The sequence below is a fragment of the Haematobacter genomosp. 1 genome (genome assembly GCF_002196855.1).
In the GTDB taxonomy this organism is placed as follows: domain Bacteria; phylum Pseudomonadota; class Alphaproteobacteria; order Rhodobacterales; family Rhodobacteraceae; genus Haematobacter.
Genome location: NZ_NIPW01000022.1, coordinates 1 through 19,396, shown reverse-complemented (window position 1 = coordinate 19,396; position 19,396 = coordinate 1). Strand labels below are relative to the sequence as shown.

At 65.8% G+C, this 19,396-nt stretch carries 18 protein-coding genes and 1 pseudogene; 13 read left to right on the top strand and 6 right to left on the bottom strand.

The window, feature by feature from the left end; translation table 11 throughout:
• Nucleotides 1–21 precede the first annotated feature (21 nt).
• Together CDV49_RS11520 and CDV49_RS21000 are read right to left on the bottom strand one after the other, a co-directional pair.
• Nucleotides 22–636: an ArgP/LysG family DNA-binding transcriptional regulator gene (locus CDV49_RS11520; protein WP_218821947.1), complete on the bottom strand. Its 615-nt coding sequence runs from the start codon at nucleotides 634–636 to the stop codon at nucleotides 22–24.
• Nucleotides 633–911 (bottom strand): LysR family transcriptional regulator, encoded by a 279-nt coding sequence (locus tag CDV49_RS21000; protein ID WP_218821946.1) that lies wholly within the window; start codon nucleotides 909–911, stop codon nucleotides 633–635. The genes CDV49_RS11520 and CDV49_RS21000 overlap by 4 nt, the downstream gene beginning before the upstream one ends.
• A gap of 89 nt (nucleotides 912–1,000) precedes the next feature.
• Between CDV49_RS21000 and CDV49_RS11515 the strand changes: the two genes are divergently transcribed.
• The 6 genes and pseudogenes from CDV49_RS11515 to CDV49_RS11490 all read left to right on the top strand — a co-directional run bounded on the left by CDV49_RS11515 (nucleotide 1,001) and on the right by CDV49_RS11490 (nucleotide 6,749).
• Entirely contained in the window at nucleotides 1,001–1,606 is a 606-nt protein-coding gene (locus tag CDV49_RS11515) for a LysE/ArgO family amino acid transporter (protein WP_088215593.1), read from the top strand.
• 85 nt (nucleotides 1,607–1,691) lie between these two features.
• Entirely contained in the window at nucleotides 1,692–2,594 is a 903-nt protein-coding gene (locus CDV49_RS11510) for a metal ABC transporter substrate-binding protein (RefSeq protein WP_088215592.1), read from the top strand.
• Nucleotides 2,591–3,304, top strand: a pseudogene (locus CDV49_RS20895) (ATP-binding cassette domain-containing protein); the annotation flags it as partial. The gene CDV49_RS11510 and the pseudogene CDV49_RS20895, both read left to right, overlap by 4 nt.
• Nucleotides 3,305–3,723: 419 nt before the next feature.
• A complete protein-coding gene (locus tag CDV49_RS11500; RefSeq protein ID WP_088215591.1) occupies nucleotides 3,724–4,569 on the top strand; it encodes a metal ABC transporter permease in 846 nt (281 codons plus the stop codon).
• Nucleotides 4,566–5,381, top strand: a complete 816-nt coding sequence (locus CDV49_RS11495) for a metal ABC transporter permease (RefSeq protein WP_306424949.1) — start codon at nucleotides 4,566–4,568, stop codon at nucleotides 5,379–5,381. The genes CDV49_RS11500 and CDV49_RS11495 overlap by 4 nt, the downstream gene beginning before the upstream one ends.
• A 135-nt stretch (nucleotides 5,382–5,516) precedes the next feature.
• Nucleotides 5,517–6,749 (top strand): MFS transporter, encoded by a 1,233-nt coding sequence (locus CDV49_RS11490; RefSeq protein WP_088215589.1) that lies wholly within the window; start codon nucleotides 5,517–5,519, stop codon nucleotides 6,747–6,749.
• A gap of 3 nt (nucleotides 6,750–6,752) precedes the next feature.
• Here the strand turns inward: CDV49_RS11490 and CDV49_RS11485 are convergent, their stop codons facing one another.
• The gene (locus tag CDV49_RS11485) at nucleotides 6,753–7,967 is read right to left on the bottom strand and encodes an amidohydrolase family protein (protein WP_088215588.1); all 1,215 of its coding nucleotides are present in this window, start codon (nucleotides 7,965–7,967) and stop codon (nucleotides 6,753–6,755) included.
• A gap of 63 nt (nucleotides 7,968–8,030) precedes the next feature.
• Between CDV49_RS11485 and CDV49_RS11480 the strand changes: the two genes are divergently transcribed.
• On the top strand, nucleotides 8,031–8,432 hold the full coding sequence (locus tag CDV49_RS11480; RefSeq protein ID WP_088215587.1) for a nuclear transport factor 2 family protein: 402 nt from the start codon (nucleotides 8,031–8,033) through the stop codon (nucleotides 8,430–8,432).
• Between the two features lie 57 nt (nucleotides 8,433–8,489).
• Here CDV49_RS11480 and CDV49_RS11475 read toward each other — a convergent pair whose 3' ends face one another.
• Nucleotides 8,490–9,176 (bottom strand): GntR family transcriptional regulator, encoded by a 687-nt coding sequence (locus CDV49_RS11475; protein WP_088215586.1) that lies wholly within the window; start codon nucleotides 9,174–9,176, stop codon nucleotides 8,490–8,492.
• An 82-nt stretch (nucleotides 9,177–9,258) separates the two neighbouring features.
• Nucleotides 9,259–10,710 (bottom strand): aldehyde dehydrogenase, encoded by a 1,452-nt coding sequence (locus CDV49_RS11470; protein ID WP_088215585.1) that lies wholly within the window; start codon nucleotides 10,708–10,710, stop codon nucleotides 9,259–9,261.
• A gap of 373 nt (nucleotides 10,711–11,083) precedes the next feature.
• Between CDV49_RS11470 and repA the strand changes: the two genes are divergently transcribed.
• The 5 genes from repA to CDV49_RS11445 all read left to right on the top strand — a co-directional run bounded on the left by repA (nucleotide 11,084) and on the right by CDV49_RS11445 (nucleotide 16,666).
• Nucleotides 11,084–12,271 (top strand): plasmid partitioning protein RepA, encoded by a 1,188-nt coding sequence (repA, locus tag CDV49_RS11465; protein WP_088215584.1) that lies wholly within the window; start codon nucleotides 11,084–11,086, stop codon nucleotides 12,269–12,271.
• Nucleotides 12,271–13,203 carry a plasmid partitioning protein RepB gene (gene repB, locus CDV49_RS11460; protein ID WP_088215583.1) on the top strand — a complete coding sequence of 311 codons (933 nt, stop codon included), beginning with the start codon at nucleotides 12,271–12,273 and terminating at the stop codon, nucleotides 13,201–13,203. Before repA ends, repB begins: the two co-directional genes overlap by 1 nt.
• 171 nt (nucleotides 13,204–13,374) lie before the next feature.
• Nucleotides 13,375–14,442: a plasmid replication protein RepC gene (repC, locus tag CDV49_RS11455; protein WP_088215582.1), complete on the top strand. Its 1,068-nt coding sequence runs from the start codon at nucleotides 13,375–13,377 to the stop codon at nucleotides 14,440–14,442.
• A gap of 78 nt (nucleotides 14,443–14,520) precedes the next feature.
• A complete protein-coding gene (locus CDV49_RS11450; RefSeq protein ID WP_088215581.1) occupies nucleotides 14,521–15,564 on the top strand; it encodes a tyrosine-type recombinase/integrase in 1,044 nt (347 codons plus the stop codon).
• A gap of 79 nt (nucleotides 15,565–15,643) precedes the next feature.
• A complete protein-coding gene (locus CDV49_RS11445) occupies nucleotides 15,644–16,666 on the top strand; it encodes an NADP-dependent oxidoreductase (protein WP_088215580.1) in 1,023 nt (340 codons plus the stop codon).
• 6 nt (nucleotides 16,667–16,672) lie between these two features.
• Here CDV49_RS11445 and speB read toward each other — a convergent pair whose 3' ends face one another.
• Nucleotides 16,673–17,623 (bottom strand): agmatinase, encoded by a 951-nt coding sequence (gene speB, locus CDV49_RS11440; protein WP_088215579.1) that lies wholly within the window; start codon nucleotides 17,621–17,623, stop codon nucleotides 16,673–16,675.
• A gap of 156 nt (nucleotides 17,624–17,779) precedes the next feature.
• On the opposite strand from speB, the gene CDV49_RS11435 reads away from it, so the two are divergent.
• Nucleotides 17,780–19,309 carry a D-aminopeptidase gene (locus CDV49_RS11435; protein ID WP_088215643.1) on the top strand — a complete coding sequence of 510 codons (1,530 nt, stop codon included), beginning with the start codon at nucleotides 17,780–17,782 and terminating at the stop codon, nucleotides 19,307–19,309.
• The last annotated feature ends 87 nt before the right edge of the window (nucleotides 19,310–19,396 follow it).

The window sequence follows — 19,396 nt, the reverse complement described above, 5'->3', positions numbered from 1 at the left end:
CAAGTGCGGAATGACGTCGCGTCACACCAAAGCATGACGGGCCGCCGCGACGATGCTCCGGGTCAGCGGGGCAAGCCTTTCCGCCGCCAGCCGGTTGACCTGCCAGTAGAGCGGCACGTCCAGCACCGCGCCGGGGATCAGCTCCGCCAGCCGCCCCCCATCCAGCGCTTCCGCCACGAGCCCCGCCGGATTCAGCGCCCAGCCCATCCCCGCCAGCGTCGCATCGACGAAGCCCTGCGTGGAGGGCAGCCAGTGCGTCGGCGACACGGCCCCCTGCCCCAGCTGCGTCTCCAGCCAGCGGTGCTGAAGCCGGTCCTTCTGGTCATAGGTCAGTGCAGGCGCGTCGGCCATCGCCGCAGCCGTCACGCCATGGGGGAAGTGGCGCGCGATGAACACCGGGCTGGCCGTGGCGTGGTAGCGCAGGCTTCCCAGCCGCTGGATGCAGCAGCCCTGCACCGGTGTTTCCAGACCCGTCACCGCGGCGAGCACCCGCCCGCTGCGCAGCCAGTCCGCCGTGTGATCCTGATCGTCGATCCCGATGTTGAGCAGATAGCCCGTTTCCGCGGTGAAGGGCGCGACGGCAGGCAGAAACCAGGTGCCCAGGCTGTCGGCATTGGTAGCGATGTTCAATGTCACCCGCTGCCCCTCGCCTTTGTCAGTCCCGGGAGATGGCGGAGCAGGTCCTGCTCCAGCAACCCGACCTGCTCCACATGCCGGCAAAGCCACGCGCCCTTTTCCGTCGCGCGGCAGGGCGTGCCGCGTTCGATCAGCACCGCGCCCAGCCGCTCCTCCAACTGCCGGACACGTTGCGACACGGCAGAGGGCGTGATGTTCAGAACCCGCGCGGCGCGCTCAAAGCTCCCCGTCTCCACCACCAGCGCCACGGCGCGGGCCGAAGGATAGTCGATCATGAATTTTCCTGAATCGGCGTGAGCTGCATTAATTTGATTAACGCCCCCCGCACCGCCTACTGCAAGGACGCACATTCAGGGAGCATTCGATGACCGTCGCCTTCTTCTCCGGTTTGACCATGTCACTTGGACTTATCGTGGCGATCGGGGCGCAGAATGCCTTTGTTCTGCGGCAGGGGCTGCGGAATGAGCATGTGTTCGCCGTCTGTCTGACCTGCGCCCTGTCGGATGCGGTGCTGGTGACGCTGGGTGTCGCGGGCTTCGGGCGGATCACCGCGCTGTTTCCGTGGCTGGAACCGGTGATGCGCTATGGCGGCGCGGCCTTCCTGCTGTGGTATGCCGTCCGCAGCCTCCGCTCCGCGCTTCGGTCGGAGGCGGCACTGACCGTCACCGGCGCTCCCCCGGCGGCGCTCCGGCAGGTGGTGCTGGCCTGTCTGGCGATCACCTGGCTCAATCCGCATGTCTATCTGGATACCGTCGTCCTGCTGGGCTCCGTCTCCACCCAGTTCGCGGGCGAGCGGCCTGCCTTTGCAGCCGGGGCAATCCTTGGATCGGTGATGTTCTTCTTCGCACTCGGATATGGCGCGCGGCTGCTCCGGCCGGTCTTCGCCCGCCCCGGCACATGGCGGCTGGTGGATGGGCTGATCGCTCTGGTGATGACCCTCATCGCCATGGGGTTGCTGCGGGGGACATGACTGTCTCGACGATCTTTCTTGACTTTTTGCGAATGATTATCATTTTCATGATATGAGCAAAAAGTCAGGCAGGACAGGAGCGGGAATGAACCGGATCGGGAGACGCATACTCGGCGCAACGGCGGCGCTGGCGCTGCTGACCGGCACCGCGGGCGCGGAGGAGCGGATGAAGGTGGTCACCACCTTCACCGTGATCGCCGACATGGCGCAACAGGTGGCTGGCGACGCGGCGGAAGTCGTCTCCCTCACCCGTCCGGGGGCAGAGATCCACGGCTATGAACCCACACCCCGCGACCTTGTCCGGGCGCACGGGGCCGACCTGATCCTGTGGAATGGCATGAACCTTGAGGTCTGGTTCGAGAAATTCCTGCGCACGCTGGGGGACGTACCTTCCGTCACGGTGAGCGACGGGATCGCGCCCATCGCGATCACCGCCGGTTCCTATGAGGGCAAGCCCAACCCCCACGCCTGGATGGGGCTGACGGAGGCGCTGACCTATGTTGACAACATCGCCGCCGCGCTCGCGGAGCATGACCCTGCCCATGCGGAGGTTTATGCCCAGAATGCCGCCGCATATAAGGACCGTCTCCGCGCCGCCATCGAGCCGCTGAAAGCGGACATCGCCGCCCTGCCGGAGAACCGCCGCTGGCTCGTGAGCTGCGAGGGCGCGTTCAGCTACCTTGCCCGCGACCTCGGGCTTCGGGAGCTGTATCTCTGGCCCATCAACGCCGACCAGATGGGCACGCCGCAGCAGGTCCGCGCGGTCATCGACGGGGTGCGCGCGAACGACATTCCCGCGGTGTTCTGCGAAAGCACGGTGAGCCAATCCCCCGCCCGGCAGGTCGCGCGGGAGACGGGGGCGCAATATGGCGGCATGCTCTATGTGGACAGCCTGTCGGAGCCGGAGGGGCCGGTGCCCACCTTCCTCGACCTGCTGGAAACCACAACCCGCACCATAGCCGAGGGTCTGGCGGAGGGCAGCCAGTGACCGACGATGCGGGAGTGCGCGCGCGGGACGTGACCGTCACCTATCGCAACGGTCACACCGCCCTCCGCCATGCCGGGTTCAGCGTGCCGGAAGGGTCCATCACCGCCCTGATCGGGCCCAATGGCGCGGGGAAATCCACGCTGTTCAAGGCGCTGATGGGCCTCGTCCCGGTTTCGGGAGAAGTCCGGCTGCTGGGGCTGCCGGTGGCGGAGGCGCTTGCCCGGAGCCTCGTCGCCTATGTTCCGCAGGCGGAGGAGGTGGACTGGAGCTTCCCCGTTCTCGTTGAGGATGTGGTGATGATGGGCCGCTATGGCCGCATGGGCTTCCTGCGCCGCCCCCGCGCCGCCGATCGGCAGGCGGTGGACACCGCCCTCGCCCGTGTCGGCATGAGCGACTACCGCCATCGCCAGATCGGTGAGCTGTCGGGCGGCCAGCGCAAGCGCGTGTTCCTTGCCCGCGCACTGGCGCAGGACGGGCGGCTCATCCTGCTCGACGAACCCTTTACCGGCGTCGATGCCGGGACGGAGGACCGGATCATCGACCTGCTGGGCGAGTTGCGGGACGAAGGGCGGGTGATGCTCGTCTCCACCCACGACCTTGCCCGCGTGCCGGAGTTCTGCGACCGCGTCGTGGTGGTGCGCGGAACGGTCCTCGCCTCCGGCCCGACGGCAGAGATCTTCACGCCGGAGACCCTCGCGCTCGCCTTTGGCGAGCCGCGAGCGCGTCGAGATCGAGAGGGCGGTTCTGCCGGTGGACCGTTGGCTGACCGGCAAGATGGCCCCGGAGGGGCGACGCGGCGGGCGCTGCCGGGGCGCGCGGGCGCTTCACCGGGGCATGCGGCCCATGCTGCGGGCGAAGCGGGTGCCGGTCGCGCGGAAACGGATGCGATTGCCATGCTGGAAACAGAAAGCGCGGGGGGGCCTGACGCCGGAACCCGGGCGAGCTGCCCGGACAATAAAGGGCAGGCCGCGCGCAGCGGTTCGGGACAGCCGACCGCCGGTCGGCAGTTCGCCCCCCAGCACCTCCCTGCCAACCCGCCCGGCCACCCCCCCGGAACGCAGACAACGCAGGAGCGGGCGGCGGGCAAGCGGCCCACCGGATCCCCGCTGGCGGGGAGCGGGTCCGCGCCATGAGCATCCTGTGGGAACCTTTCCTTTACAGCTACATGACCAACGCGATGTGGGTCTCGGCGCTGGTGGGGGGCGTCTGTGCCTTCCTCTCCTGCTACCTGATGCTGAAGGGCTGGTCGCTGATCGGCGACGCCCTTTCCCATTCGGTCGTTCCGGGTGTGGTGGGGGCCTACATGCTCGGCCTTCCCTTCGCGCTCGGGGCTTTCCTTTCGGGCGGGCTGGCGGCGGGCGCGATGCTGCTGCTTTCGGACCGGTCCGGGCTACGGGTCGATGTGGTGATCGGCCTGATCTTCACCGCCTTCTTCGGGCTTGGCCTGTTCATGGTCTCGCTGAACCCGATGTCCGTCTCCATCCAGACGATCACCATGGGCAACATCCTTGCCATCACGCCGGAGGATACGCTGCAGCTCGCGCTGATCGGCCTCGTGTCGCTGGCGATCCTGCTGGCGAAGTGGAAAGACCTGATGGTCGTGTTCTTCGATGAGGTCCATGCCCGCACCATCGGCCTCCGCCCCGGGCTGCTGAAGGGGGTGTTCTTCATGTTGCTCTCCGCCTCGGTGGTGGCGGCGATGCAGACGGTGGGCGCGTTTCTGGTGATCGCCATGGTGGTGACGCCGGGCGCCACGGCCTACCTGCTGACGGACCGCTTCCCCCGGCTGATCGTGCTCTCCGTGGCCATCGGCGCGGGGACGAGCTTTCTCGGCGCCTATCTCAGCTACTTCCTGAACGGGGCGACGGGCGGGATCATCGTCTGCCTTCAGACGACGGTGTTCCTGCTGGCCTTCTTTCTTGCCCCCCGGCACGGACGTCTCGCCGCCCGCCGCCGGACGAGGGAGACCGCCTGATGGAAACCCTGCTCCTGCCCTTCCACTTCCCCTTCATGCAGAACGCCTTCCTCATCGCGGCGATCGTCGCGGTTCCGGCGGCGCTCCTGTCGTGCTTTCTGGTGCTGAAGGGCTGGGCGCTGATGGGCGATGCGGTGAGCCATGCCGTACTTCCCGGCATCGTCATCGCCTATGTCCTGCAGATCCCGCTGATCCTCGGCGCCTTCGGGGCGGGAATGACGGCGGCGCTTGCCACCGGCTACCTCTCCGACAACAGCCGGGTGAAGCGCGACACGGTGATGGGCATCGTGTTCTCCGGGATGTTCGGGCTGGGCATCGTCCTTTACACCTCCATCCCGTCCGACGCGCATCTGGATCATATCCTGTTCGGCAACATGCTGGGCGTCGGGCCGCAGGATCTGTGGACAGCGGGGGCGATTTCCCTGCTGGTCGCGGGCACGCTCCTGCTGAAGTGGCGCGACCTGCTGCTCCACGCCTTCGACCCCGTGCAGGCGCGGGCGATGGGGCTGCGCACGGGGGTGCTGCATTACGGGCTGCTGGTGCTGCTGTCGCTGATGATCGTGGCGCTGCTGTCGGCGACGGGGCTGATCCTTGCCGTGGGGCTGCTCATCGCGCCGGGGGCCATCGGGTTTCTGGCGTCGCGGCGGTTCCCGGCGATGATGGCCGTCGCCGCGCTGTCCTGTGCCGTGGCGATGCTGGGCGGGGTCTATCTCAGCTTCTTCCTCGACAGCGCGCCGGCGCCCACGGTGGTGCTTCTGCTGACGGGGATGTTCCTTCTCGCGCTCGGGTTGCGGCGGTTCCGCATCCCCTGATGCCCGGGAAACAGGCGAACCGCCCGGTTGCCGGGCAGACCTCACGTCCAATCGGGCTCATGGGCGGCGCAACGGATTGCCCTGCGACGGGACGTCGCATAGAGCAGGCCGACTGCAAAATCCGGGAGCAAGGCGATGGTCGAGGAACGGACCGGGGCGGCGTGGGACGACCGCCCGGTGGATGCGAAGGCGCGCAAGGCGCTCTGGGGATCGGCCATCGGCTATGCGATGGACGGGTTCGACCTGCTGATCCTCGGCTTCATGCTGAAACCCATCTCGCAGGATCTGGGCCTCAGCCCGGCGCAGGCGGCCTCCCTCGTCACCGCGACGCTGGTGGGCGCGGTGGTGGGCGGCATCCTGTTCGGGATGCTCTCCGACCGGCTGGGCCGCGTCCGGGTGCTGACCTGGACAATCGTGGTCTTTGCCGTGTTCACCGGGCTGAGCGCCTTGGCGCAGGGCTACTGGGACCTGCTGATCTACCGCACCATCGCGGGGCTCGGGCTGGGCGGAGAGTTCGGCATCGGCATGGCGCTGGTCGCGGAAGCCTGGCCCGCATCGAAACGCGCGCGCGCGTCCTCCTACGTCGGGCTGGGCTGGCAGGCGGGCGTGCTCGCGGCCGCGCTCATCACACCGCTTCTGCTGCCGGTGATCGGCTGGCGGGGCATGTTCGTGATCGGCCTGTTTCCGGCGCTGGCGGCATGGGTGATCCGCCGCACGCTGCATGAGCCGGAGGTGTTCGTGGAGAAGTCGCGCCAGCGGCCCGCCCGTTCCCCCCTCGGCCTGCTCGTCGCAGACAGGGAGACGCGGAAGATCAGCCTCGGCATGGTGATCCTCTGCTCGGTGCAGAACTTCGGCTACTACGGCGTGATGATCTGGCTGCCGAACTACCTCTCCACCCGGTTCGGCTTTGCGCTCACGCAATCCGCGCTGTGGACAGCGGTGACGATCCTCGGGATGGCGGCAGGTATCTTCTGCTTCGGCCATATCGCGGACCGGGTCGGGCGGCGGCCCGCGTTCTTCGGCTATATGCTGGGGGCGGCGGTGATGGTGCTGGTCTATTCCCGCCTGACGGATCCGACGGCGCTGCTGATCGGCGGCGCGGTCATGGGCTTCTTCGTCAACGGGATGCTCGGCGGCTACGGCGCGCTGATGAGCGAGCTTTACCCGACGGCGGCCCGGGCCACGGCGCAGAACGTGCTGTTCAACGTCGGCCGCGCGGTGGGTGGCTTCGGCCCGGTCGTGGTGGGCGCGATCGCGGTGACGCACGGGTTCGAGACCGCCATCGCCCTGCTGGCCGCGCTCTATGTCCTCGACATCGTGGCGATGTTCTTCCTGATCCCGGAGCGGAAGGGCGAACAGCTTTCCTGACCGTCAGGGGTGCAGGATCCGGGCAGGCGGGCGGAGGAAACTCGGCCGCCCGCGCTTGAACCCGGCGAGGGGCTGGGCGATCCCCCCGAACGCCTCGACCGGATCGGCGGCATCCAGCACGACGATATCCGCCTGGTCACCCACCGCCAGCCCGTAACCCTCCAGCCGCATCAGCCGTGCCGCCCCCTCCGTGATGAGGGCCATGCAAAGCGGAAACGCCTCCAGCCCGAGCTGCATCACATTGGCATAGAGGTTGGCCATGCGGAGCAGCGACGCATCGCCATAGGGGGTGAAAGGGTTCATCACGTTGTTGGTGGCGACGGAAGCATTGCCCCCCCGCGCGGCAAGCAGATGCACCGGCGCCACACCGCGCGCCGCGCGGAACCCCTCCGATCGCCCGTTCAGATAGAGGTCGGTGGACGGCAGCGCCGTCACCCCCACCCCCGCCGACAGGAGCAGGTCCGCATACCGCGCAAAGGCCCCCTTCCCCATCGCGGCAAGTTTCGTCGCGTGACCGATGGTGACCCGGCCCTGCCAGCCCGCACGGGCCGTCGCCTCGCAGACCGCATCCATATGCGTCCAGCCGGGATCGAGGTCGAAGTCCAGATGGAAGTCGATATCCACGTCATGCTCGACCGCCATGGCGAAGATGCGCCGGATCTGCTCCTCCGGGTCGGTGTCGGTATAGGGGCAGCCGCCGATCAGGTCGGCCCCTTCCGCAAGCGCTTGGCGGAGCAGCGCCTCCGCACCCGGATCATTGGTCAGACCCTCCTGCGGAAACGGGCAGAGCGTGAGGTCGAGCGCAAAGGCATAATCCGCCCGCAGGCGTTTCATCGCCGCGAAACTCCGCAGGCCCACGCGGGGGTCCACCTCCACATGGGCGCGCATGTGCATGGTGCCCTGCCGGATCGCCGCCTCCACCACCCGCGCACCCCGGGCATGGACATCGGCCTCACTGAAGTCCCGCTTCAGACGGGAGACGGCGGCGACGGCTTCGGCAAGGCTCCCGGCGCCCTGCCCGCAGCGGCAGATCAGGCCCGCCTTGTCGAGATGGATGTGGCTCTCCACCAGTCCGGGCACGGCGATCCGACCGCCGAAATCCTCCCCCTGCCCCGCCAATGCCCCCACTTCCGCGATCCGGCCGTCGCGAATGCCGATATCCGTTGCCTGCGCGCTGGCATAGGGCCGGAGGTTTCGCAGGATGAGGTCGAACGTCACGGCTTGTCTCCTGCTGGCGGTTCAGTATCCTGAATGTGTATGCACTTTAGGCAGAGGTTGGCAATGAGCGACAGGACAGAGCGGGACGTGGCGGCGGTCAGGGCCTACCTTGAGGCTTCGATGCGCCCGGATCCGGTGGCCGCCGCGGCTCATGTCGCGCCGGAGTTCCTGTGCCGCTTCACCGGCAACCGCGAATTCACGGCACCTGACGGGCCGACGCGCGTCAATGCGGCCCGCTATGCGTGGGTGAAGAAGCGGATCGACCGCTACGACGCGATGCCGGACGGCGCGCGCACGGTGGTTTACTGCACCGGCCATCTCCACGGTGCCTGGCCGGACGGGACGCCCTTCGACCACAACCGCTTCGTGGATCGTTTCGTGGTGGAGGACGGGTTGATATTGGAGACCGACGTCTGGAACGACAGCGCCGAATGGCTGCTGGACCCTTCCCTCTCCCGCCGGTAGCCTGCGGAGACGCCGCCATTTGCGCCCTGGCAGTCCGGCACGGAACGCCAACCCATGTCAGTTCAGGTATGGCGCGAGAATATCGGCAAGCTCCCGCGTCCTGACCCCCTTGCTCGACAACAGCGCGCGCGAGGCGACCGCCTCCAGATGCCTGTCCATGAGCGCCATCGCCGCCTCCCGCGGGCCGGTGCGGATGGTTTCGATCAGGTCGAGATGCTCGCTCACCGCGCAATCCGATGAATGCGGCCGCGCGAGGGAGGAGAGCGACAGCCCCGCCCGGTAGCAGATTTCCGTGACATAGCGGACGAGGATCGCCTTCTCCGTCATTTCGGCAAGACGGACGTGGAACTCCGTCGCCAGCCGGATCGCGGGGCCGTCCGGCCCATGACGCGCGTTGTCCTCCGCTTCCACGAGCGCCCGGAGTTCGGCGGCCTGCTTCTCCGTCAGCACGCCGGCCAGATGGCCCACCACCTGCCGTTCAAGCGCGATGCGGATGTCGAAGATATCGCGCGCCTCTTCCGGTGTGGGGGCTGCGACCGTGGCGATCCGGTTGCGGCGGAGATCGACCAGCCCCTCGGCGGCCAGCTGGCCAAGCGCATGGCGGGCAAGCGTGCGGCTTACCCCGAAGGAGTCGCCCACACCGTCTTCCGGCAGCCGGTCACCGGGCATCAGCGCACCTTCGATGATGGCCCGGCGGATGGCACGGCAGATGGCTTCGGTCCTGTCACCCTTCAACTGGGCCATGCATCTCTCCTGCGTCTCGCGCGCATCCTGCCGATCCGGCGCGCGAGCGCAAGCGGTGAGGTGGCCTACAGGGGATACTGGCTTACAGGGGATACTGGCCGGGCCGTGTTTCCATGGTGATCCAACGCAGATCGGTGAATTCGGCGATCCCCGCCTGCCCGCCGAAGCGGCCATAACCCGACGCCTTCACCCCGCCGAAGGGCATCTGCGCCTCATCATGCACGGTCGGCCCGTTGATATGGCATATGCCGGAGCGGATCTGGCGCGCGACGTCCAGCCCGCGGGCCGTATCGCGTGTGAAGACCGCGGCAGACAGTCCATATTCGGTATCGTTGGCAATACGGATCGCATCCGCCTCGTCCGCCGCGCGGAACAGCGCCACGACCGGGCCGAAGCTTTCCTCATAGGCGATGCGCATGTCGGGGGTGACGCGGTCCACCACCTGCGCGGGCATGAGCACGCCTTCGGGCGCACCGGCCGAATGCACTTCCGCCCCCTTTTCACGCGCATCCTCGATCAGCGCAGCGACCTTCTCCACCGTCCGCAGATCGACCACCGCGCCAAGCGGCGCCCTTCCGTCCACCGGATTGCCCGCCGTCAGAGCCTTTGCGCGCGCGATGAACTTCGCCGCGAAATCCTCCGCGATCTCGGGGGCGAGGATGATGCGTTCGGTGGACATGCAGATCTGGCCCTGGTTGAAGAAGGCGCCGAAGATCGCGGCCTTCACGGCTTCGTCCACATCGGCATCCTTGAGGACGAGGAGCGGCGCCTTGCCTCCCAGCTCCAGAAGCACGGGTTTCAGGTTTCGTGCCGCGCGCTCCGCGATGATCCGGCCAACCTTGGTCGAGCCGGTGAAGTTGATCCGCCGCACCGCGGGATGGTCGATGAGCGCGCCGACGATATCGGCCGCATCCTCGGGCGCATTCGTGACGAGACTGACCAGACCCTTGGGCAGACCCCCCTCCTCAAGCGCCTCGACGATGAGGGCGTGGGTCAGCGGGCAGATCTCGGAGGCCTTGAACACCACCGCATTGCCGCAGGCCAGCGGAGTGGCCAGCGCCCGCGTGCCGAGGATGACCGGCGCATTCCATGGCGCGATGCCCAGCACCACGCCGGCGGGTTCCCGGATCGACATCGACAGACAGCCCGGTTTGTCGGACGGGATCACCTCGCCTGCCACCTGCGTGGTAAGCGCGGCGGCCTCACGCAGCATGGAGGCCGCGAGCGAGACGTTGAACCGCGCCCAAGGCTCGGTCGCGCCGATCTCGGCGGCCATCGCCGCCACGAAGCGGTCGCCCTTCGCCGCCAAAGCATCCGCAGCCCTGAGAAGCGCGGCGCGCCGGGCGTTGGGGCCAAGCGCCGCCCATCCGGGGAATGCTGCGGCAGCGGCATCCACCGCCGCGACCGCATCCTCGACCGTGGCGGCCGGTGCTTCGCTCGCCACGGCGCCGGTCACCGGGTTCAGACGCTGATAGGTCCTGCCGCCGCCCGATGCCTGCTCCGCACCACCGATCTTCATCTTCACCATCGTCATTTCCATCCTCCGGGCCGTCTGCTTATGGTCAGCGATACTACGCGCTATTGGCCGCCGCTCGACAGGGATGAAACGCCGCAGCACCGCCCGATGGTGCCGCGGATGTTTGTCGCACCTGATTCTTTGACCACCCCCGCGCGAGCCGGCATCCAGCGCCGCGAATCCCGTGGCAGAGCCGACAAAGACGGATAAAACTGCCGGTAATTCCACAATCAGGCGATATTTTCGCCAGAGCTGTGGCGAAAGACGACGGATCCGGTGCGGAAAGCCGCTGAAAGGCCTTGTTCGAATCCCGCGTTTCAGGCAGTTATTTACGCCAACAACAGAATAAAACGACCAGAAGCGTAACTAACGATCTGGCGCGAGGCAGTAGATGACAAAACAGGAACGCATTGACGTTCTCGTGGGAGAACACGCCGCGCGTCTTTCGGAGCGGCTTCAGGCGCATCGTGCCCAGCTTTTCCCTCCCGACGCCCGCAAGGAGTTGCGGAAGTTCACCTCCGGTGAGGTGGCCGAGCTTCTGGGCGTTAAGGATGCCTATCTGCGGAAACTGCATCTCGAGGGACGCGGCCCGAGCCCGGAGACGCGGGCGGGCGGGCGGCGTTACTACTCCCTCGCCGATGTGCAAGCTCTGCGCGAAACCCTTGAAAAGGGGGCGAAATCTCCCGGAACCTATCTGCCCGGGCGGCGGGAGAACGACCATCTTCAGGTGATCGCCGTCATCAATTTCAAGGGGGGCTCCGGCAAGACAACGACTGCCGCGCATCTCGCGCAGAAGCTCGCGCTGGACGGCTACCGGGTCCTGGCGGTCGATCTGGATCCGCAGGCGAGCCTCAGCGCGCTGCACGGGTTTCAGCCGGAATTCGACCTGATCGACGGCGGCACGCTCTACGACGCGATCCGTTACGATGTGCCGGTGCCGCTGGCGGATGTGATCCAGCCGACCTATTTCCCCAATCTCGACATCATTCCGGGGAATCTCGATCTCATGGAGTTCGAGCATGACACCCCGCGGATGCTCGCCTCGCGCACGGGGCAGTTCTTCTTCACCCGCGTCGGCGACAAGCTGGCGGAGGTGGAGGCGAATTATGATGTGGTGGTGATCGACTGCCCGCCGCAACTGGGCTTTCTGACGATGTCGGCGCTGTCTGCTGCCACCGCGGTATTGGTGACCGTCCATCCGCAGATGCTGGATGTGATGTCGATGTGTCAGTTTTTGCTGATGACGTCCAACCTGCTCGGGGTGGTGTCCGAAGCGGGCGGCAACATGTCTTATGACTGGCTGCGTTATGTCGTGACCCGCTATGAGCCGGGCGATGGGCCGCAGAACCAGATGGTGAGCTTCATGCGCTCCATGTTCGGGGAACATGTGCTCAACCACCCGGTGCTGAAGTCCACGGCGATTTCCGATGCGGGAATCACCAAGCAGACGCTCTACGAAATCGAACGAACGCAATTCGTCCGCGCCACCTATGAGCGTGCCATGGAAAGCCTGAATGCGGTGAACGGCGAGATCGAGGCCCTGATCCAGCAGGCCTGGGGCCGGAAGGGAGGCGCGTGATGGCACGGAAAGACCTTCTCAAAGGGCTTATGGACGCGGGAGACCCCCCCTCCCCTGCCAGCGTTTCGACCAGTCAGCCGATTCCCCGGCCCGGTCGCGGTGCCATTGGCGCGGTCAGCCAGTCGATCGCCGATCTGCGCAGCCGCTCGGTGATCGACGTGCCTCCTGACATGATCGACAATGCCGGAATTCGCGACCGGCTGGATGACGACCCTGAAGGTATCGCGGCGCTGGCCGAAAGTATTCGCGATTACGGCCAGCAGGTGCCCGTCCTTCTCCGCCACTCCCCCAATTATGAGGGTCGGTATGAGGTGGTCTATGGCCGGCGCCGTGTCTCTGCGCTGAAATTGCTTGGGCAACCCGTCAAGGCGATGATCCGCAACCTGAATGATCGCGAGCTGGTGATCGCGCAGGGGCAGGAGAACACCGCCCGCAAGGATCTGAGCTTCATCGAGAAAGTGAACTTTGCCCGCGCGATGCGGGACGAAGGCTTTGACCGGAAGATCATCTGCGACGCGCTTCAGATCGATAAGACATTGATTTCACGTATGCTTTCCGTTGCGGATTCAGTGCCCCTGCCCCTGATGCGCGCCATCGGGACGGCACCGGGGATCGGGCGGGATCGCTGGACGACCCTCGCCTCCAGGCTCAAGGGCCGACGTATTGAGGATGTAATCCCGCTTGCAGACGGCGCTACCTCGGATGCGAAATTCGAGGCAGTTCTGGCCGGTCTGACGCAGCGGGCGCCCTCCCCTGCGCCAGACAAGGCCCCGCTGACCGGCAACGGCGGCGAACGGTTGGGCGCGGTTTCACGCAACAGCCGTGCGACCATGCTTACAATAGACAACAGCCAGCATGCGAAATTCGCGGAATGGCTGGTTGAGAATATCGACGAAATTCACCGCAGCTGGCTTGCCAGCGGCGAGGAATGATCAGGGCAACAACAAGGGAGCACGAAGCAGGACAAAGAAAAGCCCCTCAGGACATGACATCCCGAAGGGCCGTTCCGTCGATCTAGCACTTCGAACGTAGCGGCTTTCGTTGACAGCTGTCAACTCCCGTCTTTCTGCGGCGGCCGATATTTCGCGTCCTCGTGACATGATATGAAACATATTTCCATAACGCCTTTCGGGCGGCCGGTTACGGCTGACCTGATGGCGGCGCGCGCTCTGGCGCGAGGCTCGGCCGAAGCGACAGCGGTTCCGAAATGGGAGCCTTTGCGCGATCTCACAGTCGCGCGAAAGGCGTTTTCACTTTCCGATCGCGATCTGTCGGTCCTGCACGCACTTATCTCGTTTCTTCCAGGCGACGTCATCTCGCCCGACGGCTGCATCGTCTTTCCCTCCAACGCGACGCTCTCGCACCGCGCGCACGGGATGCCGGAGAGCACGCTACGTCGCCATATCGCGGCCTTGGTCGCAGCGGGCATGATTCTTCGTCACGACAGCCCCAATGGCAAGCGCTACGCAACCCGCGCCAGCGAATCGCGACCTGCCCGTGCGTTCGGTTTTGACCTTGCACCGCTCGCTCGGCGAGCTGTTGAAATTCGGTGCATGGCGGATGAATGCCGCCGCGCCCATGACCAGCTTCAACAACTGCGAGAGAGTGTCGTCCTCAGGCTTCGGGACGCGATTCAACTTGGGCAGTCCGACAGTCTTGCATTGACGGAGATGAAGAAAGCCCTTCGGCGTAAGCTTTCACACCTAGAACTTGAGCAAATTGCCGAGCTGTTAAACCAGTTTTTCGCGCCAGACGAACTGGAAGAAACGAGCGGCAATGACGATCAGAATGAGCGGCACATACAGGAAAACAACACAATAACGATAGAGAAAACTACGCGGGTGCCCGTCACACCGGAGTTAGCTGAAGTGATGGAGTCCTGCACGGAATTCGCAAGTTTTTATCCCGTGAAAAGCTGGCGAGACTTCATCCAGGCTGCAGAACAGGTGCGCCCGATGATAGGCATCGACGCCGGCTCCTGGCAGAAAGCCCGAGAAACCATGACCCCGGAGTGCGCGGCCGCGACGGTTGCTTGCATTCTACAAAGACTGAAATCCATCCGTCATCCGTCCGCATACCTTCGGGTTCTGGCCAAAAAGGCCGTGAATGGTGCGTTCTCGCTGGAAAAGATGGTCCGAGGACTGCCACGAAGGGCGGTTGCGGCAGGTTGACAGCTGTCAACGCGGTGATGTTGACAGCTGTCAACTCAACCTGCTTGCAAATCCTGCTCCTTATGAGGAACATTCGGCATGGTCGATAACTCTACCACCCTAGCGCTCGCCACCGGGCTCAGCAGCGACCTTGCCGAGCTTTACCGGCGTGGAACGCCCGAAAACACACTCCGCGCCTGGGAACGGGACCTGGCATATATCTCCGCTTGGCGCATGCTTCGTTTCGGCACAGCGCCGATCTGGCCGGAACGAGAGGACGTCGCCCTGGCTTTCCTCCTTGATCACGCGCGCGATCTGGAGGAAGCCGCCGCGCATGATCCAGCACGTCAGGCAGCCGAGCGTTTGATCGCCGATGGGCTTCGCCGCCAGCTTGCCTGCCCGGCGGCTGCGACGCTGGACCGTCGCATTGCAAGCTGGCGCGCCTTCCATCGCATCCAGAACCTGACTTCTCCCTTCGAGCTTCCGCTGATCCGCCAGGCGCGACAGAAGGCCCGGCGCGCTGCTGATCGGCCGCCGTCGCCCAAATCGGCGAACCCGGTGACCCGCGAGACATTGCTGCAACTGGTGGCCGCTACAGGGCCGGACATGCGGGGGCTGCGCGACCGGGCAATCCTGTTGCTCGCCTGGGCATCCGGTGGACGGCGGAGGTCCGAGGTCGTGTCGCTGAACGTGGAGGATCTGGACTTGCGAGAGTTCGACCGGAACGGACATGTCTGGATACGGCTGCCGGGCACCAAGACCACGCGGAAAGGCGCTACCCCGAAACTCGTTCTGAAGGGCAGGGGCGCTCGCAGTCTCGTCGCGTGGCTGGACGCTGCGGGAATACAAAGCGGTCCGGTCTTTCGGCCGATCAGCAAGTCAGACCGGGTGCTCAAACGCCGGCTGACACCGGAGGGCGTGGCAGCGGTGCTGCGCCGTCTGATCCGCGAGGCCGGGTTGCCGGAGGGGTTCGCCTCACCGCACGGCTTGCGCTCCGGCTTTCTCACGCAGGCTGCACTGGACGGCGCGCCCTTGCAGGCGGCGATGCAACTTTCTCTTCACCGATCGGCTGCGCAAGCACAGAAGTATTATGCCGACGTCGATATCGCGGAAAATCCCGCAACCAATCTGCTGGGTGATTAGACGTTATTACATTACATTCAGGTAACGGTTTTCAGTCGTGCCTTCCCATGGCACAACTGGCCCGAAACGGAGGAGCCCGATGTCAGATACCCTCAACCACAGTCTCGTCCTTGCCTCGCGGCCCGATGGGAGTCCCACCCCCGCCAATTTCCGAATGGAGGAGACGCCAATACCTCTCCCGCGGGAAGGGGAGGTTCTGCTCCGCGTTCGCTACCTGTCACTCGACCCCTATATGCGCGGCCGGATGAGCGCGGCGCGTTCCTACGCGGCACCGGTGGAGGTGGGCGCCGTGATGGAAGGTGGCACCGTGGCGGAGGTCGTCGTTTCGCGCAATCCCGATTACCGGGAGGGCGATATGGTGCTCTCCCATTCCGGCTGGCAGGAATACGCGCTTTCGGATGGCGCAGATCTGCGGAAGCTCGATCCCGACGAAGCCCCGGTGACGACATCGCTTGGCGTGCTGGGAATGCCGGGGTTCACGGCCTATTCGGGGTTGCTCACCATCGGCCAGCCCAAACCGGGGGAGACGGTCGTGGTTGCGGCGGCGAGCGGGGCGGTGGGCTCCGTCGTCGGGCAGATTGCGCGGATCAAGGGCGCGCGGGCTGTAGGCATCGCGGGCGGGGCTGACAAATGCGCCTTCGTGCGGGAAGAACTGGGTTTCGACGCGGCCATTGATCACCGCGCGCCCGACTTCGCCGAGCGTCTTGCCGAAGCCTGCCCCAACGGGGTCGATGTCTATTTCGAGAATGTCGGCGGCAAGGTTTGGGACGGGGTGTTTCCGCTGCTGAACACCTTTGCGCGGATCCCGGTCTGCGGTCTCATCGCGCAATACAATGCCGTCGGCGTGCCGGAAGGGCCGGACCGGCTCCCCGGCTTGATGCGGCAGGTGCTCTCCAAAAGCCTGTTGATCCGCGGCTTCATCCAGCGGGAGTTCGTGGACCAGCGCCCCGCCTTCTACCTCGATATGGCCGGGTGGATCCGGGAGGGGCGCATCCGCTACCGCGAGGATATCGTGGAAGGCGGGCTTGCCGCCGTTCCGGAGGCGTTCATCGGGCTGCTGGAGGGGCGGAACTTCGGCAAGCTTGTGGTGAAGATTTCCTGACGGACGTCAGGATTTCGCCGCGAACATCCGCCCGATGGTGTTGAGCAGGATCTGCGCGGCAAGGATCGCCGTCGTCCCCGTCCGGTCATAATCGGGGGCGACTTCCACGAGGTCCACGCCGACGATCCGGCCGCGCTCGCACAGCCCAGCGATCAGCTCCAGCACCTCATAATAGAGAAACCCGCCGTGGCTGGGCGTCCCGGTGCCCGGCGCGATCGAGGGGTCGAACCCGTCGATGTCCAGCGTCAGGTAATAGCGCGCACCGGCCGGGATCCTGTCCAGCACGCGCTCCACCCCCAGCTTGCGGAACTGGCGGACGGAGAGGATGTCAGACCCCTGTGCGCGGGCATAGTCATACCCTTCCTTGGCTGTGGAGGAGACGTTGCGGATGCCAAGCTGGCTCATCCCCGTCACCCACGGCTTTTCCGAGGCCCGGCGCATCGGATTGCCATGGCCGAAGCGGACACCGTGCCGTTCGTCCACGAAATCCAGATGCGCGTCGATCTGGACGATGTGGATCGGCTCCTGATCCTCGAATGCGTTGATGCAGGGAATGTTGACGGAGTGGTCGCCCCCCAGCACCACCGGCACGGCACCGGCCGCAAGTATCTTCCGCACTCCGTATTCGATGGCGGCGTGGCTGCCCATCGTATCGGTATGCACGATATCCGCATCCCCCAGATCGACGATCCGCACCCCCTCCAGATAGGTCGTGTCATCCTCATGGTCATAGGCACCCGCGTGACCGAAGGAGAAGAGCGTGGAGGCCTCCCGGATGCCCCGCGGTCCGAAGCGGGCGCCGGAGCGCCATTGCGTTCCGAAGTCGAAAGGCGCCCCCAGGATCGCCACATCGGCCGCGATACTGTCCCAATCCTCCACGTAGCGGCTTTTGGCGAAAGTCGGAATGCCGACGAAGGGCAGGTTGAGGCGACCGGATTCGTAGCCGTGGGAGGACATGGGCGAGCTCCTGTTTCTGTCGCGTGGATAGTGCAGGGGCGCACGGTCGCTGCAAGGGAATTCCGCCGCTTGACGGGGCAGGGCGGGGCTGCCTTCCTTGCGCCGCGCGCCGGCCCGCCGCCGACACGTGAATCGGCCCTGCAAGTGGAAAAGATCATGGACATCGAAGGCGCGCTGGACGCTCTGCCAAACCTGTATCCGGGGCCTGGGGGCGTCGCGGGGATCGTGCGGGAGGGCAGGGTCGTGGCAGTGCGAAGCTGGGGGTTCGCCGACCTTGCCGCCCGCCGCCCGATGACAGAGGCGCTGCGGTTGCCGATCTGCTCCATCTCGAAGCAGTTTACTTGCGCGGCGCTGCTGGCGGAGATCGGCGATCCCGCACGGCTTGACGACCGGCTGGCCGGATATCTGCCCCGGTTCCGCGACCGGCTTCCCACCACGCGGCAGCTTTGCGACAATCAGTCGGGTCTGCGGGACTACTGGGCGCTGACGGTGCTGCAAGGCGCGCGCGCGGAGCAGACCTTCCGGCGGGAGGATGCCCTGCCCCTGCTTGCGCGCATGAAGACCGGCCATTTCGCCCCCGGCTCCCGCTATTCCTATTCGAACGGCAATTTCCGTCTGCTCGCGGAGATGCTGGAGGCCGCGACGGGGGAGGATCTGGCAACGCTCTACACGCGCCACATCTTCGGCCCCGCAGGGATGGAAACGGCGGCGCTGGTGCCCTATACCCGCCACCCCCCGGACGGGGTCACCGGGTATGAGGGCACGCTGGACACGGGCTTTTTCCCCGCCGACAACGGTATCTGGTGGAAGGGCGATGCCGGGATCTCCGCCTCGCTCACCGATATGCTGGCCTATGAGGCGTGGATCGATGCGACGCGCGACGATCCGGGCGCGCTCTATTCACGCATTTCGTCGCCGGCAAGTTTCGCGGGTGGCAGCCCCGCGCCCTACGGCTACGGTCTGTCGCGCGGGCAGGAAGGCGGCCTGGCGGTAACCGGCCACGGCGGGGCGCTGCGGGGGTTCCGGGCCTACAGGATACATGCGCGGGAAGCGCGTCTCTCCGTCGTGGTCATGTTCAACCATCAGGGGGATGCCCAGTCGGCAGCGCGGAGCTTGTTCCGGCGTATGCTGGATCTTCCCGATCCGTCCCTGATCCCGCCCTCCGAGATCTGGGACGGACATTGGCTCTGCCGGGAGACGGGGCTGTCAGTCAGAATCGACGGCGGTACAGCCCCCCGCCTGCGTTATGCCACATCGCCGGAACCCCTGACCTTCCGCGACGGTGGTCTGGAAGCGACCGGCATCCGGCTGGAGAGAGGGGAGGGGGGTATGCTGATGACGCGGTCCGCAGACAGGTTGTCCGCGCAATTGGAGCCGCTGCCGCCGCCCGACAGGGAGATACCCGAAGGCCACTTCCGCTCCGATGAGCTGGAGGCCGAGATGGTGCTGATGCCCGCGGCGGGGGGCCTCTATGTCGGGTTCAGCGGGATGCTGGGGCAGGGGCCGATGGAACTGGCCCGCCCTCTCGCCCCCGATATCTGGCTCGTCGCGACCCGCCGCTCCATGGATGCTCCAGCTCCGGGGGACTGGACGCTCCGCCTGCGCAGGGACGGAGCGGGCCGGATCACGGGCGCCGAACTCGGCTGCTGGCTGGCCCGGGGGATCGCCTATCGCCGGCTGGGATAGGTTGCGCCCAGAAGGCGCGCTTTTGCCTAATAATTAGGCAATTTCAGAAAAAATGCATCGGGATGTCATTTTCTGCTTGCGGGATTG

Bases quoted from the DNA above. Each gene is read 5' to 3' on its own strand.
- CDV49_RS11445 (WP_088215580.1), top strand. From the start codon at position 15,644: ATGTCAGATACCCTCAACCACAGTCTCGTCCTTGCCTCGCGGCCCGAT.
- CDV49_RS11480 (WP_088215587.1), top strand. From the start codon at position 8,031: ATGAGCGACAGGACAGAGCGGGACGTGGCGGCGGTCAGGGCCTACCTT.
- CDV49_RS11470 (WP_088215585.1), bottom strand. From the start codon at position 10,710: ATGACGATGGTGAAGATGAAGATCGGTGGTGCGGAGCAGGCATCGGGC.
- CDV49_RS11435 (WP_088215643.1), top strand. From the start codon at position 17,780: ATGGACATCGAAGGCGCGCTGGACGCTCTGCCAAACCTGTATCCGGGG.
- CDV49_RS21000 (WP_218821946.1), bottom strand. From the start codon at position 911: ATGATCGACTATCCTTCGGCCCGCGCCGTGGCGCTGGTGGTGGAGACG.
- CDV49_RS11475 (WP_088215586.1), bottom strand. From the start codon at position 9,176: ATGGCCCAGTTGAAGGGTGACAGGACCGAAGCCATCTGCCGTGCCATC.
- CDV49_RS11515 (WP_088215593.1), top strand. From the start codon at position 1,001: ATGACCGTCGCCTTCTTCTCCGGTTTGACCATGTCACTTGGACTTATC.
- repA (WP_088215584.1), top strand. From the start codon at position 11,084: ATGACAAAACAGGAACGCATTGACGTTCTCGTGGGAGAACACGCCGCG.
- CDV49_RS11500 (WP_088215591.1), top strand. From the start codon at position 3,724: ATGAGCATCCTGTGGGAACCTTTCCTTTACAGCTACATGACCAACGCG.
- CDV49_RS11510 (WP_088215592.1), top strand. From the start codon at position 1,692: ATGAACCGGATCGGGAGACGCATACTCGGCGCAACGGCGGCGCTGGCG.
- CDV49_RS11450 (WP_088215581.1), top strand. From the start codon at position 14,521: ATGGTCGATAACTCTACCACCCTAGCGCTCGCCACCGGGCTCAGCAGC.
- repC (WP_088215582.1), top strand. From the start codon at position 13,375: ATGAAACATATTTCCATAACGCCTTTCGGGCGGCCGGTTACGGCTGAC.
- repB (WP_088215583.1), top strand. From the start codon at position 12,271: ATGGCACGGAAAGACCTTCTCAAAGGGCTTATGGACGCGGGAGACCCC.
- CDV49_RS11490 (WP_088215589.1), top strand. From the start codon at position 5,517: ATGGTCGAGGAACGGACCGGGGCGGCGTGGGACGACCGCCCGGTGGAT.
- speB (WP_088215579.1), bottom strand. From the start codon at position 17,623: ATGTCCTCCCACGGCTACGAATCCGGTCGCCTCAACCTGCCCTTCGTC.